Annotated in this window: 21 protein-coding genes; 13 read left to right on the top strand and 8 right to left on the bottom strand. The window is 66.5% G+C overall.

The window, feature by feature from the left end; translation table 11 throughout:
- Positions 1-12: 12 nt before the first annotated feature.
- The 5 genes from AAFF19_RS12025 to adk all read left to right on the top strand — a co-directional run bounded on the left by AAFF19_RS12025 (position 13) and on the right by adk (position 3,446).
- Entirely contained in the window at positions 13-447 is a 435-nt protein-coding gene (locus tag AAFF19_RS12025) for a biopolymer transporter ExbD (RefSeq protein ID WP_008905869.1), read from the top strand.
- Positions 448-452: 5 nt separating this feature from the next.
- Positions 453-1,541, top strand: a complete 1,089-nt coding sequence (gene lpxK, locus AAFF19_RS12020) for a tetraacyldisaccharide 4'-kinase (RefSeq protein WP_008905870.1) — start codon at positions 453-455, stop codon at positions 1,539-1,541.
- Positions 1,542-1,603: 62 nt separating this feature from the next.
- A complete protein-coding gene (locus tag AAFF19_RS12015) occupies positions 1,604-1,786 on the top strand; it encodes a Trm112 family protein (RefSeq protein ID WP_008905871.1) in 183 nt (60 codons plus the stop codon).
- Entirely contained in the window at positions 1,783-2,604 is an 822-nt protein-coding gene (kdsB, locus tag AAFF19_RS12010) for a 3-deoxy-manno-octulosonate cytidylyltransferase (protein ID WP_008905872.1), read from the top strand. Before AAFF19_RS12015 ends, kdsB begins: the two co-directional genes overlap by 4 nt.
- A gap of 185 nt (positions 2,605-2,789) precedes the next feature.
- A complete protein-coding gene (adk, locus tag AAFF19_RS12005; protein ID WP_182119193.1) occupies positions 2,790-3,446 on the top strand; it encodes an adenylate kinase in 657 nt (218 codons plus the stop codon).
- A 128-nt stretch (positions 3,447-3,574) separates the two neighbouring features.
- On the opposite strand, the gene AAFF19_RS12000 is transcribed toward adk, so the two are convergent.
- Genes AAFF19_RS12000 through AAFF19_RS11990 form a run of 3 tightly spaced genes read right to left on the bottom strand, consistent with a single transcriptional unit; the run spans position 3,575 to position 5,453 of the window.
- Positions 3,575-4,045 carry a DUF6152 family protein gene (locus tag AAFF19_RS12000; RefSeq protein WP_182119194.1) on the bottom strand — a complete coding sequence of 157 codons (471 nt, stop codon included), beginning with the start codon at positions 4,043-4,045 and terminating at the stop codon, positions 3,575-3,577.
- Positions 4,046-4,066: 21 nt separating this feature from the next.
- Positions 4,067-4,486, bottom strand: a complete 420-nt coding sequence (locus AAFF19_RS11995; RefSeq protein WP_182119195.1) for a hypothetical protein — start codon at positions 4,484-4,486, stop codon at positions 4,067-4,069.
- A gap of 22 nt (positions 4,487-4,508) precedes the next feature.
- The gene (locus AAFF19_RS11990; protein ID WP_246330848.1) at positions 4,509-5,453 is read right to left on the bottom strand and encodes an asparaginase; all 945 of its coding nucleotides are present in this window, start codon (positions 5,451-5,453) and stop codon (positions 4,509-4,511) included.
- 89 nt (positions 5,454-5,542) lie between these two features.
- Between AAFF19_RS11990 and lexA the strand changes: the two genes are divergently transcribed.
- The 4 genes from lexA (at position 5,543) to AAFF19_RS11970 (ending at position 10,233) form a co-directional block, all read left to right on the top strand.
- Positions 5,543-6,217 carry a transcriptional repressor LexA gene (gene lexA / locus AAFF19_RS11985; protein WP_008905877.1) on the top strand — a complete coding sequence of 225 codons (675 nt, stop codon included), beginning with the start codon at positions 5,543-5,545 and terminating at the stop codon, positions 6,215-6,217.
- A gap of 173 nt (positions 6,218-6,390) precedes the next feature.
- Entirely contained in the window at positions 6,391-6,912 is a 522-nt protein-coding gene (locus AAFF19_RS11980) for a hypothetical protein (RefSeq protein ID WP_182119274.1), read from the top strand.
- A 145-nt stretch (positions 6,913-7,057) separates the two neighbouring features.
- On the top strand, positions 7,058-7,921 hold the full coding sequence (locus tag AAFF19_RS11975) for a hypothetical protein (RefSeq protein ID WP_182119268.1): 864 nt from the start codon (positions 7,058-7,060) through the stop codon (positions 7,919-7,921).
- The gene (locus tag AAFF19_RS11970; RefSeq protein ID WP_182119196.1) at positions 7,918-10,233 is read left to right on the top strand and encodes an ATP-dependent DNA helicase; all 2,316 of its coding nucleotides are present in this window, start codon (positions 7,918-7,920) and stop codon (positions 10,231-10,233) included. The genes AAFF19_RS11975 and AAFF19_RS11970 overlap by 4 nt, the downstream gene beginning before the upstream one ends.
- 41 nt (positions 10,234-10,274) lie before the next feature.
- Here the strand turns inward: AAFF19_RS11970 and mnmH are convergent, their stop codons facing one another.
- Complete coding sequence (gene mnmH / locus AAFF19_RS11965) at positions 10,275-11,381, bottom strand: tRNA 2-selenouridine(34) synthase MnmH (protein ID WP_008905881.1); 1,107 nt, start codon at positions 11,379-11,381, stop codon at positions 10,275-10,277.
- Between the two features lie 25 nt (positions 11,382-11,406).
- Positions 11,407-12,444 carry a selenide, water dikinase SelD gene (selD, locus tag AAFF19_RS11960; protein ID WP_182119197.1) on the bottom strand — a complete coding sequence of 346 codons (1,038 nt, stop codon included), beginning with the start codon at positions 12,442-12,444 and terminating at the stop codon, positions 11,407-11,409.
- Between the two features lie 107 nt (positions 12,445-12,551).
- Here selD and AAFF19_RS11955 point away from each other — a divergent pair, with 107 nt between their 5' ends.
- Together AAFF19_RS11955 and AAFF19_RS11950 are read left to right on the top strand one after the other, a co-directional pair.
- Positions 12,552-13,217, top strand: coding sequence for a YkgJ family cysteine cluster protein (locus tag AAFF19_RS11955; protein WP_182119198.1), 666 nt, complete (start codon positions 12,552-12,554; stop codon positions 13,215-13,217).
- A gap of 66 nt (positions 13,218-13,283) precedes the next feature.
- Entirely contained in the window at positions 13,284-13,802 is a 519-nt protein-coding gene (locus AAFF19_RS11950; RefSeq protein ID WP_182119199.1) for a hypothetical protein, read from the top strand.
- Positions 13,803-14,259: 457 nt separating this feature from the next.
- Here AAFF19_RS11950 and AAFF19_RS11945 read toward each other — a convergent pair whose 3' ends face one another.
- Together AAFF19_RS11945 and AAFF19_RS11940 are read right to left on the bottom strand one after the other, a co-directional pair.
- Positions 14,260-14,496, bottom strand: coding sequence for a hypothetical protein (locus AAFF19_RS11945; RefSeq protein WP_182119201.1), 237 nt, complete (start codon positions 14,494-14,496; stop codon positions 14,260-14,262).
- 81 nt (positions 14,497-14,577) lie between these two features.
- Positions 14,578-14,724: a hypothetical protein gene (locus tag AAFF19_RS11940; protein ID WP_182119202.1), complete on the bottom strand. Its 147-nt coding sequence runs from the start codon at positions 14,722-14,724 to the stop codon at positions 14,578-14,580.
- Between the two features lie 228 nt (positions 14,725-14,952).
- Here AAFF19_RS11940 and AAFF19_RS11935 point away from each other — a divergent pair, with 228 nt between their 5' ends.
- Complete coding sequence (locus AAFF19_RS11935; RefSeq protein WP_182119203.1) at positions 14,953-15,150, top strand: hypothetical protein; 198 nt, start codon at positions 14,953-14,955, stop codon at positions 15,148-15,150.
- Positions 15,151-15,178: 28 nt separating this feature from the next.
- Here AAFF19_RS11935 and AAFF19_RS11930 read toward each other — a convergent pair whose 3' ends face one another.
- Positions 15,179-15,397 (bottom strand): hypothetical protein, encoded by a 219-nt coding sequence (locus tag AAFF19_RS11930; protein ID WP_182119204.1) that lies wholly within the window; start codon positions 15,395-15,397, stop codon positions 15,179-15,181.
- Positions 15,398-15,636: 239 nt separating this feature from the next.
- Here AAFF19_RS11930 and AAFF19_RS11925 point away from each other — a divergent pair, with 239 nt between their 5' ends.
- Complete coding sequence (locus tag AAFF19_RS11925; protein ID WP_246330850.1) at positions 15,637-17,139, top strand: iron-containing redox enzyme family protein; 1,503 nt, start codon at positions 15,637-15,639, stop codon at positions 17,137-17,139.
- The last annotated feature ends 84 nt before the right edge of the window (positions 17,140-17,223 follow it).

Genomic DNA, 17,223 nt, shown 5'->3' with positions numbered 1-17,223 from the left:
TTGCCATCGCCCATGAACTTCAGCCCCCGTCCCAAGAACGAGCCCGAGATCAACCTGATCCCGTTCATCGACGTGCTGCTGGTGATCCTCATCTTCCTGATGCTGACCACCACCTACAGCAAGTTCACCGAACTGCAGCTGACCCTGCCCGTGGCCGACGCCGAGCAGCAGCGCGACCACCCCAAGGAGGTGATCGTCTCTGTGGCGGCCGATGGCCGCTATGCCGTCAACAAGACCGGTGTGGACGGCAAGAGCGTGGACGCCATTGCGCAGGCGCTGCGCACCGCCGCCGCTGCGGGGCGTGACAGCGTGGTCATCATCAGCGCCGATGCAATGGCGCCGCACCAGTCCGTGGTGTCGGTGATGGAGGCCGCACGCCGCGTGGGCCTCACGCAGATCACCTTTGCCACGCAGTCGTCGGCAACAGGCCGCGCCGCCAGCCGCTGACGGGCATGGCTGCCGCCGGGCCGCAGCCGCCCTCCGCCTCATCCACGACCCCTTCCACGACCGCTTCCACGCAGCGCGGCCTGCAACAGGTCTGGCACCAGCGCTCTGTGGCCGCATGGGCGCTGTGGCCTGTTTCGGTCATCTACGGCCTGGTGGTGCGCTTGCGCCGCGCCCTGTACCGCTGGGGGTGGCTGCGGGCAGAGCACCCCGGCCGGCCCGTGGTGGTGGTGGGCAATGTGATTGCCGGGGGCGCTGGCAAAACGCCCGTGGTTCTGGCGCTGGTGCACCATTTGGTGGCGCGCGGACTGCGCGTCGGGGTGATCTCCCGCGGGTACGGGCGCAGCACCACCGATTGCCGGGCCGCCACGCCCCACAGCAGCGCCAGCGATGTCGGTGACGAGCCCGCACTGATGGCGCGCAGCATGGCCGCGAGCCGGGCGCCCGGTACGGGAGCGGTGCCCGTGTATGTGGCCGCCCGCCGCATCGACGCCGCCCGCGCCCTGCTGGCCGCCCATCCGGATACCGACGTGCTGGTGTGCGACGACGGCCTGCAGCACCTTGCGCTGCAGCGCGATGTGGAGATCTGCGTGTTCAACGACCAAGGCATCGGCAATGGCTTTCTGCTGCCTGCGGGCCCGCTGCGCGAGCCCTGGCCGCGCAGCGTGGACTTCGTGCTGCACGCGGGCCACGCCGTGCCCGGTGGCACCGCACCAGCGTTCGGCCTGCAGCGCACCCTGGCTCCGCATGCGCTGCGCGCGGACGGCACGCAGGTGCCCCTGGCGCAATTGCAGGGCCAGCCGTTGCACGCGGTGGCGGCCGTGGCCCGGCCCGAAGACTTCTTTGCCATGCTGCGGGCGCAGGGGCTCACGCTGGCCCACGCAGAGCCCCTGCCCGATCACTATGATTTCAATAGCTGGAAGCGCTTGTCTGATAAGCGCTACACCCTGATTTGCACCGAAAAAGACGCCGTGAAGCTGTGGCTGCAGGGCGTGGATGCACTGGCCGTGCCCTTGCAACTGCAGATCGACCCCGGGTTCTTGGAAGCACTGGACGCCCGCCTGGATGCAGCCCTGGGCCAAGCCCGGTTGACATGAGCCCGCCGCTATCATCCATCCCCACCTGCCTGAACGAACCCTCCCCCGGAAAGCCCGCCGCCATGGATCCCAAACTGCTTGAACTGCTGGTCTGCCCCGTCACCAAAGGCCCGCTGACCTACAACCGCGAAGCCCAGGAACTGGTATCGCGCAGCGCACGCCTGGCCTACCCGGTGCGCGACGGCATACCGGTGCTGCTGGAGAACGAGGCCCGCACGCTCACCGACGAGGAACTGGAGCAGTGAGCACCCCGGCCGCCGCCGCCAGCGAGGGCAGCTTTACCGTGCTGATCCCGGCCCGCATGGCGTCAAGCCGCCTGCCCGACAAGCCCCTGGCGGACATTGCGGGCCTGCCCATGGTGGTGCGCGTGGCCCGGCGCGCCGCCGCCAGTGGCGCCCAGCGCACCGTGGTGGCCGCTGACGATGTGCGCATCCTCGACGCCTGCCGCCAGCATGGGGTGGAAGCCATCCTCACCCGCAGCGACCACGCCAGCGGCAGCGACCGCCTGGCTGAAGCCTGCACCCTGCTGGGCCTGGAGGGCGACGACGTGGTGGTGAACGTGCAGGGCGACGAGCCACTGATGGAGCCCGGCCTCATCAACGCGGTGGCGGCCCTGCTCACCGCCCGGCCGGAAGCCAGCATGGGCACGGCCGCGCACGCCATTGCCTCGCTGGCCGACTACACCAACCCCAACGTGGTCAAGGTCGTGCTGGACGCGCGCGGGCTGGCGCACTATTTCAGCCGCGCGCCCATCCCGTTCGCACGCGACCATGCCGATGCGTGCTGGTGGGACGGCGCGGCCCGCGAGGCAGCGCCCGGCGTGGCCGCGCTGGCGGGGTTCGCGCCCTTGCGCCACGTGGGCATCTACAGTTACCGTGCGGACTTTTTGCGCGCGTTTCCGGCACTGGCGCCCGCGCCGACCGAGGCCGTGGAAGCGCTGGAGCAGCTGCGGGCGCTGTGGCATGGCCACCGCATTGCGGTGCACCTGACCGATACCGCGCCCGGGCCGGGTGTGGACACGCCCCAAGACCTGGAGCGGGTTCGCCGCCTGCTGGCTGGGTGATGTGCTGCACTGCCCACAGAACGGCCCCTGAAAGCCCGCGTACCGTGTAAGTCAGGGCGAGGGAGTCACATGCTATCCTCGCCCGCAACCAGAGCATCGCATCCCGGGCGACCCGAACGGCTTCAGGCGCCCTTCGAATGCCCGCGCCAGCGGCGCCGACCGATTTCTAACCTTCGAGGACTTCCATGAGACTGATTCTGTTGGGCGCGCCTGGCGCCGGAAAGGGCACGCAAGCCACGTTCATCTGCCAGAAGTACGGCATCCCGCAAATCTCCACCGGCGACATGCTGCGCGCGGCCGTCAAGGCGGGCACGCCCCTGGGCCTGCAAGCCAAGGCCGTGATGGATTCCGGGGCCCTGGTCAGCGATGACATCATCATCGGGCTGGTGAAGGAACGCATCACGCAGGCAGACTGCGCACACGGCTTTCTGTTTGACGGATTCCCCCGCACCATTCCCCAGGCCGATGCCATGAAGGCGGCGGGCGTCAAGCTCGACTACGTGCTGGAAATCGACGTGCCCTTTGACGCCATCATCGAGCGCATGAGCGGCCGCCGCTCCCACCCCGCCAGTGGCCGCACCTACCACGTCAAGTTCAATCCGCCCAAGGTGGCTGGCAAGGACGATGTAACCGGCGAAGACCTGATCCAGCGCGAGGACGACAAGGAAGAAACCGTGCAAAAGCGCCTGCAGGTCTACAGCGACCAGACACGTCCTCTGGTGGACTACTACAGCAACTGGGCCAAGGCCGAACCCGATGCCGCCCCCAAGTACCGCGCCATCAGTGGCACGGGCAGCGTGGAAGAAATCACCGCGCGTGCCTTCGAGGCGCTGGCCAGTTGAGCGGGTTTACCGCCTGATCGGCTGAACGCGGTCCCGCAACTTCCCGGGCCGCGCAAACCATCAAAAAAAAGCGGCGTGCCTTACCGGGCACGCCGCTTTGCTTTTTCAGCACCGCTCACAAACGTTGTTCAGGCCGGCCCGGAACGCAGCGCGTAGGCCTTGCCATCCACAAACAGGTACTCGGCGCGCAGCACCGCATCGCCTTTTTCCTCACGCAGGGTGAAGCCGACCACCGACAGCACCGCGCCCGGCTTGATCTCTGGCACCTGCCAGGCCTGCATGCGGGTCAGCGGCGCCAGCTCGATCTCCCATGTACGGTCCTTGCGGGTGGGCAAGACGGTTTTGGCCAGCAGCGCCTTGCCATCCACCGGCGAGGCCTGGGCGGGCACGGCCCGCTGCGCCAGACTGGCGGGCAGCTTCAAATCGGCGGGCAGTTCCAGTTCCAGCTCGGCATGGGGGTTTTGCCAGCGCACCTTGCGCACCGTGCCTTCCAGGTAGATGGGGCGGTCGGGGTCAAAACTGCTCCAGCCGTGGTGGGCGCGGGCAGCCAGCGGCAGGGCTGCGGCGACCGCGAGCAGGTGACGACGTTGCAGGCTCATAGAGGTTCTCTCCTTGATTGGCTAGACATAGGCAATCCAGCGGCCGCAAACCACGACGGCCAGCCAGACCACGGTGGATGCGAGCATCTGCGCACGGGCCAGCCCGTCCAGACGCGCCAATGACCCGCGTCCATGGAACCACGCAGCATTACAGCCTGCAAGCATTAACAACAGCATCTTCAAGGTAAATACGCGGTTGCTGAGCAGCTCGGCAGGCTGCGTGGCAAACATCAGCAGGCCCGAGGCCGCCGCCAGGCCAAAGCCGCACAGCGCCACCGACAGGCTCAGCCGGGCCAGGTCCCTGACCGGCAACGCCGCACCGCGCCCAAACACCCGCAGCTCCAGCAGCACCAGGTTACCGAGCAGCAGTGCAATGCCCACGATGTGCACCACTTCCAGCGCAGGGTAGGCCCATACGTGGGTCTTGAGATCGGCGAACATACCGTGCAGTCCTTGGCTTGGGCTAGCGAAGCAGGTCCAGCATCAAGGCGATGCGCGCCTTGACCGGAGACAGGCCGCGCGAATCCGCAAGCACATCCCCCGGCTTGGGCAGCACCTGCCCCAGGGGGCACCGCGTAGACCGCACCACCTTCACACCAGCCGCCTGCGCGCGCACAAGCGCTGCCTCCAGCGCATGGTGAATGGTGCCGTTGCCCGTGCAGGCCACCACCAGGCCCTGCACGCCATCGCGCACCAGCACATCCACCACCGCCCCGGTGGCGCCTGCATGGCTGACGACAATTTCCACGCGGGGCCAGGTGGCGATGTTTGCTATTTTTTCAATAGCTATTTGCGCTTTACCATCAAGCGATGGAGGCCAATTTTGCGTCAAACGCACAGCCCCCTCCTCCACAAACGCGAGAGGTCCCACATCGCCCGACGTGAAAGCGTGGACACGGTACGGATGCACCTTCTGCACATGCCGCGCGCCATGCACCTCCCCGGCGGCCACCGTCAGCACGCCAGTGGCGCCGGGCGCCGTGGCCACGGCCACGGCGTCCAGCAGGTTCTGGGGGCCATCGGGCGTCAGCGCGGTGGCCGGGCGCATGGCGCAGGTCAGCACCACGGGCTTTCGGGCGTCCAGCACCTGGTGCAAGAACCAGGCAGTTTCCTCCAGCGTGTCGGTGCCGTGGGTGATAACGATCCCGCGCACCTCAGGGTCTGTGAGATGGTGGGCGCAGCGCAGGGCCAGAGCACGCCACACCTCCCCGTCCATGTCCTTGCTGTCAATCTGGGCCACCTGCTCGGCCAGCAGCGTGCCCGCCATCGCCTGCAACCCGGGCACGGCCTCCAGCAGCCGCGCGACACCCACCTGGGCCGCCGTGTAGCCAATGTTGTCCCCCGCCTGCGCCGAGGTGCCCGCAATCGTGCCCCCGGTGCCCAAAACCACAATTTTTTGCCCACTCACTTGCGCACTCCGAAAAACTGGTGAAAAATACAGTTACTGGATTAAAAAACAGTTGTGCGCCACTGTAGCTGCCTCCAACGGGAACCACCATGCTCGACAACCCCAAACTCACAGCCCGCCAGCAACAGATTCTGGATCTCATCCAGACTGCCATCGCCCGCACCGGCGCCCCGCCCACACGGGCAGAAATTGCCGCCGAGCTGGGGTTCAAGTCGGCCAATGCCGCTGAAGAGCACTTGCAGGCCCTGGCCCGCAAGGGGGTGATCGAGCTGGTCAGCGGCACATCCCGCGGCATCCGGTTGCGCAGCGAAACCGTGCGCTCCATCAACGCAGCGCGCGGCAACCAGTTCAGCCTGCCCATCCCGGGCCTGTCGCAGCTGGTACTGCCTTTGGTGGGCCGCGTGGCGGCGGGTTCACCCATTCTCGCGCAGGAGCATGTGGACCAGACCTACAGCGTGGAAAACAGCCTGTTTCAGCACAAGCCAGACTACCTGCTCAAGGTGCGCGGCATGTCGATGCGCGACGCCGGCATCATGGATGGTGACCTGCTTGCGGTGCAGTCCACCCGCGAAGCGCGCAACGGCCAGATCATCGTGGCGCGCCTCGGAGACGACGTCACCGTCAAGCGCTTGCGCCGTACCGCAACCGCCATCGAACTGCTGCCCGAAAACCCCGACTACCCGGTCATCGTCGTGCAGCCCGGTGAACCGTTTGAGATTGAAGGCCTGGCCGTCGGCCTCATCCGGAACACCATGCTGATGTAGCCAGAGCGCTCCTTCGCATCCCCTCGCGAACCTGTTCGCGAGCTGCCGCGCTGCAGGTGGCGGGCGTTTGGCGTACCGGTTTTTCCGGTACGCCAGCCCTGCGGCGCCGGTTCACTTCGCAATCCTGCCTATGGCCAACCCCCGACCTTCGGAGTTTTCACATGGGAATTGCCTTGACCACCCTTTCGACGCTCGTCCACCCGCTGCGCCACCTGGTCCGCTGGCTGCGCCACACAAGCCCTTTGGCTCAACAATCCACCGTCTATGCCACGCCGGTCACCCGGCCTGCGCAGGCCCCCGCGCCGCACGACCATGCCGTGACGCCGGACACACCGCGGGCGCCCCAAAGCCGTCCGGCGATCCTTCCCGGCCAGCGCCCGCCGCGTGGCAACTGGCCGTTCACCGTCAACCCCCCGGCCCCTTCAGCCAGAACCCGGAGCCGGCTGGCGCAGGCACCCGGCAGAGGTTTTTTGCCGTTGGCGCCTTCTTGCAATGCCACAGGTTCGCCATGGGCTGCGCCCGCCACGGCACGCCGGCCCACCATGGTCGTGCGCAAGGCCGCTGCGCCGGGCGGTACGGGCAGGCTTGTCATTGCCGGACGCATGGCCGACGTGTGCGCAGAGCTTGACCGCCTGGCCGCCTCTGAGGCAGCGCTGCAGGCCTATGGAGGCTCCAGGGCGGTCATGCACGTTTGACAATGGACAACTCCATCGCACAGCCCGGCAAGGCCCTGCCGGGCTATGCAGCGTGGCTCGGTCGTATTTCATGACGTCACCCAACGCCCCTTTGCCAGACCCTGCCCCACCCATCCGCCTTACCCGCCATCACCACACACGTCTGATGCAGGTCTGGCGGTCGGCGGGCTGGCCGTGCAGGGATGGGATCGAAATTGATCTGCTGGCTGCCGGATGTATTGCCCTGCACGCAGACCCCGGTGGGCTGGAAACACTGAAGCTGACTGAAGACGGCATCCGTACACTGGCCGCTGCGCGCCAGCGCAACGTGCGCGCGGTGAGCAGCCATGACAGGCTGGCACACAAGTTTGCTGCGCAGTTGATGCAGGGCGGGCGCATTGTGTGGGCAGAACTGTCATTGCATGCACTGCTCGAACACCCTGCGGCAGCAGCATGCGCAGAAGCTTGCGCGGCCCAGCAGTCCGTACCACCCGCTGAACGCCCCCTGTCAGCGATCACCACTGCAACTTTCTCGACGCCCTTGCAGTCTGCCTTGTGGGCCGGAGGCGACGACACCCCCGCCGCACGGCGGGCCGCCAACGTATGGCGCATGGCCCGCCCTGACCTGTATTCGGTGCGCAACACCTCGGTACCTTCGTACTTGCAGCCCATGGTGCACGAGATCAAATACAGCCGTGCCGACCTGCTGTCAGACCTGCGGCATGAGGCGAAGCGGCAGGCCTACCACTGGCTGTGCGAGGAGTGCTACTACGTGTTCCCGGCAGGCATTGCAGAGCCCGAGGAGATACCCGAGCAGTTTGGCATCTGGGTGCTGCACGGCGGGCTGGACACCGGCCGGTTTGAGCAATTGCGACCCGCGCGGCATCGCAGCTGCACCCTGCCGTTTGCCGTCTGGATGGCGTTGTGCAAATCCACCCCGCTGCGCGCTGAAGAGCAAGGGGTCCAGTGCCACCTGGGTGAACCAGCGCCGGGCACGGGGCCAGCGGCACCGCAGGACGGCCCGCCGTGACCTATACCGTGGCAGTGCGCGAGCTGTGTGAGTTCACGGCCAAGGAAGGCGATCTGGACTTGCGCTTCACCCCGGCACCTACCGCGCTGGAAGGCATGGCGGGCCATGCGCAGGCCGCCTCGCGCCGGGGCCCCGGTTACCGGGCAGAAGTGGCCCTGAGCGGCGGCTACCTGGGCCTGCAGGTGCGGGGCCGCGCCGATGGCTATGACGCGCAGGCCCAGCGCATCGACGAGATCAAGACCTTCAAGGGCCGGCTCGACCGCCAGCCTGCATCACACCGCCAGCTGCACTGGGCCCAGGCCAAGGTGTATGGCTGGCTGTTGTGCGAACGGGACCAGCTGACGCACATTGACGTGGCGCTGGTGTATGTGGAAGTGGGCACGCAGCAGGAAACGGTGTTCACCGAACGCTGCAGCGCCGACGCACTGCGCCAGCACTTCGACGCCCACTGCCAGCGCTTCATCGCCTGGGCCGAACAGCAGGTGGCCCACCGCGCGTTGCGCGATGCGGCACTGAACGCGCTGACCTTTCCGTTTGGTGGCTTTCGCACCGGCCAGCGCCCGCTGGCAGAGGCGGTTTACAAGGCGGCGGTAGCGGGGCGCTGCCTGCTGGCGCAGGCCCCCACCGGCATTGGCAAGACCATGGGCACACTGTTCCCGTTGCTCAAGGCCGCACCGGCACAGCGCATCGACAAGGTGTTTTTTCTGGCCGCCAAGACCTCGGGGCGCCAGACAGCGCTGGATGCGCTCGCGCGCCTCTCGGACAGCGCCCCGGCCCTGCCCCTGCGTGTGCTGGAGCTGGTGGCGCGCGACAAGGCGTGCGAACACCCGGACAAGGCCTGCCACGGCGAATCCTGCCCGCTGGCACGGGGCTTTTACGACCGGCTGCCCGCCGCTCGGGCCGCAGCCGTGGCCACCAACATCGAAAGTAAACCCGCGCCCGCCTTCCTGCAGGCCCGCGTACGCGAAGTGGCCCTGCAGCACGACGTGTGCCCCTATTACCTGAGCCAAGAGCTGGCCCGCTGGGCCGATGTGGTGGTGGGCGACTACAACTACTACTTTGACCTGGGCGGGCTGCTGCACGGCCTCGCCCAGGCCAACCAGTGGTGCACGGCGCTGCTGGTGGACGAGGCCCACAACCTGGTGGAGCGCGGCCGCAAGATGTTCACGGCCGAGCTGCACCCCGCCGCCCTGGCCCAGGCCCGCAGCAGCGCCACCGCCGCGCAGCACGCACCGGTGAAAAAGGCGCTCGACAAGGTGCGCCGCGCCTGGGTGGCACTGGACAAGGCGCACACTGCGCCCTACACGGTGCTGAAAGACTTCCCCGACAGGCTGCGGGCCGCGCTGCAGCAGTGCACCACCACCCTCAGCGAGCATTTCACCGACCACCCTGCCGAGCCCGCTGGCGCACTGCAGACCTTCTACTTCGACGCGCTGCATTTGCAGCGCATGGCCGACCTGCTGGACGCGCATTCGATGGTGGACATCACCCAGGCTCGTGCAGCCGGGCCCCATGGGGCTCCCAGGCCAGGCGATTCGGTGGTCTGCATCCGCAACTTGGTGCCCGCACCGTTTCTGCAGCCGCGTTTTGCCGCCGCGCACACCTGCACGCTGTTTTCGGCCACGCTGCAGCCCGCGCGCTACTACGCCGACTTGCTGGGGTTGCCAGAAGACCATGTGTGGGTGGATGTGGAATCGCCGTTTGCCGCTGCGCAGCTCAAGGTGCAGGTGGCACGGCACATCTCCACCCGCTACACGCACCGCAGTGCATCGCTGGCGCCCATCGTCGCGCTGATGGCCCAGCAGTTTCGCGTGCGGCCGGGCAACTATCTGGCGTTTTTCAGCAGCTATGACTACCTGCAGCAAGCGGCCGCCCTGTTTGCAGACCAGCATCCCGATGTGCCGCACTGGGCGCAGGCGCGCCGCATGCTGGAGGACGAGCAGCGCGAGTTTCTGGCCCGCTTCACCGACTCCGGCCAGGGCATTGCATTCGCGGTGCTGGGCGGTGCGTTTGCCGAGGGAATCGACCTGCCGGGCAACCGGCTCATCGGCGCTTTTCTGGCCACCCTGGGGCTGCCGCAGGTCAACCCGGTGAACGAACAGATCCGCGAGCGCATGCAGGCGCTGTTTGGCGCGGGGTATGACTACACCTACCTGTACCCCGGCCTGCAAAAGGTCGTGCAAGCGGCGGGGCGGGTGATACGCACGCCCAGCGACGAGGGCGTGGTGCATCTGATGGACGACCGGTTCGCGCGCGATGAGGTGCGCAGGCTGCTGCCTGGCTGGTGGGCAGTGCCTGAGCGCAATGCGTAGTGGCGGCGGCGCTGACGGCTGCTAAAACAGCCTGCCGCCTGTCAGCCGCCCAGAGGATGTTCGCGCAAATACGCCAGCACGGCCGCATGGTCCCCTTCAAAGCAAATGCGTTCCGCGCGGTTGCTGCGCTGAAAGGCGTACATGGGGTCGTAGTAATGGCGCATCAGCACGGTGATCCAGTCGCGGTGCAACTCGGCGTTGCCGGTGTCTTTCTGCACCGCCAGTGCGCGTTGCATTGCCGCGCGCAGGCTCTGGTGCAGTGTCCCGCCCAGACGCTTGACCAGTTTGTCCAGGCTCTCCAGCAGGCGTGCGGCAAACAGGTCAACACCCGCCTGCGGCCCCTGCGCGGCCACAAAAGCGGCGCATTGCTGCACCACGTAGTCCTGCAATATGCGCTCGACGCGGCCGTCAAAGTCGTCCGTCAGACAGACGATGGGCACCTGCTCCAGCCGCTGGCGCAACGGTAGCGGCACGGCGCACCTGCCCACGTGGCGGCCTTCGTCTTCCACCACCAGGGTCTGGTGGCCTGCTGCGCGTTTTTTCAGGATGTCGATGGCCAGGCGGTTCTCAAAATCGATCTGCGCGGGCTGGCCGCTAACGCGGCTGCCAAAGCTGGAGCCGCGGTGGTTGGCATGGCCTTCCAGGTCCAGCCCGTGGGGCAGCTGCGCCAGCAGTTCCGTCTTGCCCGTGCCGGTCAGGCCACTGAGTACATAAAAACCGCACTGCGACGCGGCCGCTTCGGTGGTGTCGAGCAAAAAGCTTCGCAAGGCCTTGTAGCCGCCAATGACGCGCGGGTAGGCAATACCCGCCTCGCTGTAAAGCCACTGCTGCACGATCTGCGAGCGCAGCCCGCCACGAAAGCAGTACAGCACCCCGTGCTGTGCGTGCGCCCTGGCAAACCCGGCCCAGGCTTCTATACGGTCTTGCCGTGTGCGCCCGGACACCAGTGTGTGGCCCAGCGCAATGGCCGCCTGCTGGCCCTGCTGCTTGTAGCAGGTGCCTACCTTCTGCCGCTCGCTGTCGTCCATCAGGGGCAGATTGACGGTGCCTGGAAACGCGCCCTGCGCAAACTCCACCGGCGCACGCACGTCCATCATGGGCACATCGTTCAGAAAGATGTGTGCGTAGTCGGTGAGGTTGTCGCGCATGGGTGTATGGCGTGTGTTCGAGGTTTCAGCGCACTTCCACGGCAAACTGCTGTCGCGTTGTCATCTGCCCGATGGGCTCAAGGGCCAGCCCCAGCCCGGCGGCCACTGCCAGAAACTCCGCTTCGCCCTCGGGCGTCACCGCCACCAGCAGGCCGCCGCTGGTTTGCGGATCGCACAGCAGCAGCTTGTGTTCTTCCTGCGCCAGCGCGGCAATCTGGTGGCCGTAGCTGTCAAAGTTGCGCAGCGTGCCGCCGGGTGCGCAGCCCTCGGCCAGGTAGTGCGACACGCCCGCCAGGCGCGGCACGGCGGCGTAGTCGATCTGCGCGGTTACCCCGCTGCCTTCGGCCATCTCCACCAGGTGCCCCAGCAGACCAAAGCCGGTTACATCGGTCATGGCGGCCACGCCGGGAAGCTTGCCAAAGCGGCTGCCGGGGGTGTTCAGCGTGCACATCCAGTCGCGCGCCACGCCCACGTCTTCGGGCCGCAGTTTCGACTTTTTCTCGGCGGTGGTGAGGATGCCAATGCCCAGCGGCTTGGTGAGGTACAGGCGGCACCCGGCGGTGGCGGTGTCGTTGCGCTTCAAGTGCTGCTTGTCCACCACGCCCGTCACCGCCAGGCCAAAGATGGGCTCGGGCGCATCGATGGAGTGCCCGCCTGCCAGCGGTATGCCCGCCGCATCGCACGCAGCCCGCCCGCCGCGCACCACGTCGCGCGCCACCTCGGGGGGCAGCACGTTGACGGGCCAGCCCAGAATGGCAATGGCCATCAACGGATCGGCGCCCATGGCGTAGATATCGCTGATGGCGTTGGTGGCGGCAATGCGGCCAAAGTCATACGGATCATCGACGATGGGCATGAAGAAATCGGTGGTGGACACCACGCCGCGCTCGCCGTCCAGCGCATACACGGCCGCATCGTCGCGCGAGGTGTTGCCCACCCACAGGCGCGGGTCCAGCGTTTGCGAACCGCTGCCCGCCAGGATCACGTCCAGCACCTTGGGGCTGATCTTGCAGCCACAACCGGCGCCGTGGCTGTACTGGGTGAGGCGAATGGGCTCGGTCATGGGGGGTGCATCTCGGTGGTGGCAAAGCCGGCCAATATAGCAAGGCAACGCCTGCCCAGCGCTGAAACCCGGCGGGGGCATGCCATCCCGAAGGTATAAGACACCCCATGCTGTCCCACGACGAACAATCTGCATTTGAGGAATCCATCGCGCGTGTGCGTGCTCTGGCGGTGCACGCGCTCCAACGCACCGGCACCGCGGAGGGTGCGGTCGCCTTTACTGCGCAGCTGCACCACAGCCTGGACGCCGTGGCCACACAGGCTGCCGCCGCAGGCCCCGTGCCCGACTGCACGGCTGGCTGCGCCCATTGCTGCCATGTGCGGGTAGAGGCCACAGAGCCCGAGGTGTTTCGCATAGCGCTGCACCTGGTGGCCGAGGGGGCCGGCAGCGTGGACGCCGCCACGGCCCGGCTTCGCCAGCATGTCGCCCAGGCCGATGCAAACACGGCCCGCCAGCCCTGCGGTTTTCTGGTGGAAGACCGCTGCTCCATCTACAGCGTGCGCCCCGGCGCCTGCCGCAAGGCCCATTCGCTGTCGGTACATCACTGCGCCACGCTGGCGCCGCAGATTCCCCAAAACCTGCGCCTGCTGCTCGACGCCGAGGCACTGATGGCGGGCACCGCGCAGGCGTACCAGGCCGTGCAGCTGCCTGCCAGCGCACTCGAGCTGAACGCGGCCGTGCTGGCAGCGCTGACCGACGCATCGGCACTGGGCCGCTGGTACCAGGCAGACGCCGCCGCGCTGAAACCGGCTCGCGCAAGCAACGCTTCTTGACACCCGTCAAGCCGGGCAGCCCGCATCGGCACACAATGCGTCTGCCCACCAACCATACCGACACACATGCCCTTGCCCCTGTGCCCCCTCGCTGCTGCCCTGCTGTTGATAGTGCCCCTGGTGGGCTGCAGCAAACCCGAACCCGGTGGCCCCGCGCCAGCGGGTTTTGACGCTCTGGTGGCGGCGTGCACGGAGTTTCTGGCAGCGCGCAAGCCCCACGTGCGCCCTGGGGGCAGTGGCGAGTGGATCAAGACCGGCTACAGCCCCGCGCTGGTGCAGCGTGAGCTGAACCGCACCGAGTCGCCGGTCACGCCCTACGTGGGCAAGATCGTGGTGAAGGACAACGAAGCACAGGCCACCGCCACCACGCAGCCAGATGCCCAGGCCATCACCCTCACACCTGCACACCTGCTATCGAACCGCACGCATACGTTTGTGTACAGCTTTGACGGCAACCAGTGGCGTTGGCAAAACGGGCAGCGGCTCACCAAGATTCCAGGCCAGAACGACCAGACGCAGGCGCTGACGCTGGCGGACGTGTCAGCGCTGGGACCCAGCGGTTTTGCCGGGTGCCTGCCGCGCTGACGCAGGCAGCCATGCACAAGGCAAGACCTGCGATGGGTTCTTGCATCTTGTCTCTAGCTTTTTACTACATAATTGATAGCTGTAAGCGCATATCCATCAAGCGCTGGAGGCCAATTTGGCACAATTACAGGTCCCCGGCAGTCACCGGCTGCCCCAATGTGCTTTCGGCAGCGCGTGCCTGGCTCTGGTGCAGTTCCAGGGGCACCGCTGGCGGGGTGGGGGTGGTGCGGGAGGCCGGGTCCTCAGCGATCGCGCCCCGCACTGCGTCGGCACCCGTCGGAGCAAACGCCAATACGCACAGAAGGACCCCTATCAATAGCACCCCCACCCCAAAAGTGCGCCAGTCGCCTGGCGTACCTGAGGGATAAGGCGCGGGACGCGCTGGCGGCAGGTCGTTGGGCTGGTATCCGGACGGGTTCATGGCAATGGATGAAAGAACTGGTGCAGCAAAACCGGCTTAACGCCTCTTGTTGTCCGTCTCGCCGATGTCCGCACGGCCCATGCGTGAAGAAGGCTTTTGATCGGGATGCGAATCCGTTTTTCCCAGCCTGTGGCCGGATGCGTCCACCGCATCGGCCGGGCCCACGCCGGGCTGTTCGCCCCCCGCGCGGTTGGCGTAGGTCTGCTTGGGTGGGCCATCCTCATCCTTGAGTCCGTATTGGTTGAAGTCCGGGTAAGGTGGTTTGGCTGTCATGAAGTTGCTCCGGGTTGATGTGCAATAAAGAATGCATCGGGTGCATGTGGACTAAAAGGCAATGCGATGGAGACCGCAGCATCAGCCCAGCGGCTTCCACACCGGCGGCTCGGGCTCGGGGAACCGCAATGGCTCGCGCTGCGGCCGCAACGCCGCCTGCGACTGCCGCATGCGCTTGAGGGCGCGCGGCTTGAGCATGTGGGGGCCGGTGCGGTGGGTGTCGGACATGGCGGTCTCCTGAGACGGGGGCGGTGGGTGGGCGCTTTGCCTGGCTCCATTAACCCGCGGCGGGCGTTGCCACAACGTCAGACAACATTGACTCCAGGCATCAGAAGTTATGCCCCCTCAGGGGGAGTCGCCCGCGCCTACAGGCTGCCGCGGTGCCACCCTACCGGCGATGCTTTTGCAGGTCGCTACCGTCGTTGGCAGGCAACGCCTTCTGAAAGGACCACTGCAATGAAGAAAACGCTGCACCGGAAACACGGCGCGCGCCAGCAGGTCGTGCTGCTGACGCTGGAGCGTTTTCTGGAGATGACCGAGCTGCCCTGTGCGTCACCGTCATGCGACGAGGGGCGAAACCTGAACCGTAATCCCGCTTCGCCATCCCGGCAGCGGATACTTCAGCGGCTTGCCACAGCACACGTGGGGCGTTGAGAACAAAAAAGCGCTGTCCGCAGCCGCGTCATGAAGATCGGTCCAGCTCCTGGGCAAGCATCTTGCGCCCCTTGGGCGTGATGGCCAGCACCCGGGCAAAGGTCTGCGTTTCGGACTCTGCGCCCGGCAGCATCACCGACACCAGATCGGCCGCGCGCAGCACCCGCAACTTGTCGATGTTGGCTTCCTGGTCCACGGTGAGCGGAAGCTGTGACTGCGCGATCTCTCGAAGGTATTCAAACGGCATGTCGTATCTCCTGCAGGCATATCCGAAATCGCATTGTGGTGAGCGACGTAGTCATTCTCGGTAACAAATACGCAATTCCACACCCCCGACAGGGAAGTAAGCGCGACAAGGGGGCAGGTGCGCCATGCATCGTCGTAGGAGCAAGCCCACGCAGGCAAGAGCTTCGGCCCGATGCCGGAAGGATGATGGTGCGGCCATCCTAGGGACGTCTGCCATGTCGGCACCTTATCTCCCCATTTATGTCTGCCCTCCTCAAAGCACCATCCGTCACTTCTACCCGTCCGCGCGAGCCGGGCGCTGCCCTGAGCGCCAATCCGGATGCCTTCCGATCGCTGTACGAGCCCCTTGCCAATGGCATACCCGGCGGGCAAGAGCGTGCTGCTGCAGCTGACTTCCTGCGGGATGCCTTGCGGGATACGGCCACCGGGGCCGATGAGCTGCCCGCCACCGGCGCCAGCCTGGTGAACTGGATGGAAACCAACATGCGGTCTGTGCATGGGCAGTACCAGAACTACCTGCAAGCGCGCCAGGGTGGTGCGCCGCGCAGGTACTTCACCAACCGCGCCCACGCGCTGTACTTTCTGCGCCAGGTGGCTCCGACCAAACTGGTGGACGGCGCCTGGCTCTACGGCCTGTGTGCCTATGCCGATAATCCGCGCCTGTCCGACCTGGTGCTGACGTACCTGGAAGAGCTGGGCAACGGCGATGCCGACAAGAACCATGTAACGCTGTACCGCGGCCTGCTGGCCCGTTATGGGCTGGACCCGCTGGATGGTGTGCCCGATACGCACTACCAGCAAGGCCTCATCCAGCTGGCGCTGGGCTGGAACGCGCAGGAGTTTCTGCCCGAAATCGTGGGCTTCAACCTGGCCTACGAACAGCTGCCGCTGCACCTGCTGATCACGGCCTACGAGCTCAATGAGCTGGGCATCGACCCGTATTACTTCACGCTGCATGTGACCGTGGACAACGCCGACACCGGCCACGCACGGCGCGCTTGCCAGGCAGCCATCGACGCCGCGCCGCGCATGGACGACGGCGGCGAATACTGGCGCCGCGTGCGCGCCGGCGCCCGCCTGGGTGACGTGGGCGTGGGTACGCTCGATGTCATCCGCAGCTTCGACATTGACCAGGAAGTCGTGCGCATCTTTGCGCAGAAGGCGCCCGCCGGGCATGGCGCCCATTCCGACTTCTGCAAAGTGGCCGGCCGCAAGGTCAACGACTGGCTGGCGGACCCGCAGGAGGTCCCGGCATTCCTGGCAGCCCTGGAGCAGGCAGGCTGGATCAGGAAAAACCAGCCCGCCACCGAAAGCCGGTTCTGGAACCTGCTGCAGGGAGACCGCGCGGAGATGTTTGGTGTGTTTTCGCCTTACGAGCTGCAGGTGATTCACCACTGGCTGCGCGGGGACGCCAGCGCTGACGGCGCGGCCTTTGAGGCAACGGCGGCTGCCCGGGGCATTGACGCCATGCCACATGTACCGCGCCGGCCCGTGAGTTTCCGCGTGGCAGAAAGACTGCGCCTGGCCCGTGCGGGTAACCGCCAAACCACTTTCGGCGAACCGGCAGGCCACACGCAGCAGTGGCTGGACACCGATTTGTCGCTGTTGCGTGAGCAGCTTCCCACCCTGGCCCCTGCCGAGCAGCGGGAGCTGCTGGTTCGCGCCATGTCCCCCGCCGTGCACTGGACGCCTGCGGGGCTGGTGGCGACCAAGGCGTTTGTCGAGCGCACTTACAGCGTCTGACCAGCGCGGCAGGGCGGGCCCAACCAGCCCGCGCAGCACGTTCTGCACGGCCTGACCACGTGGCTTGGGGTTGTCCTACACCGC

Origin of the sequence: Acidovorax sp. FHTAMBA (assembly GCF_038958875.1) — a bacterium.
Classification (GTDB): domain Bacteria; phylum Pseudomonadota; class Gammaproteobacteria; order Burkholderiales; family Burkholderiaceae_C; genus Acidovorax.
This window is presented reverse-complemented; position numbering and strand designations above follow the sequence as displayed.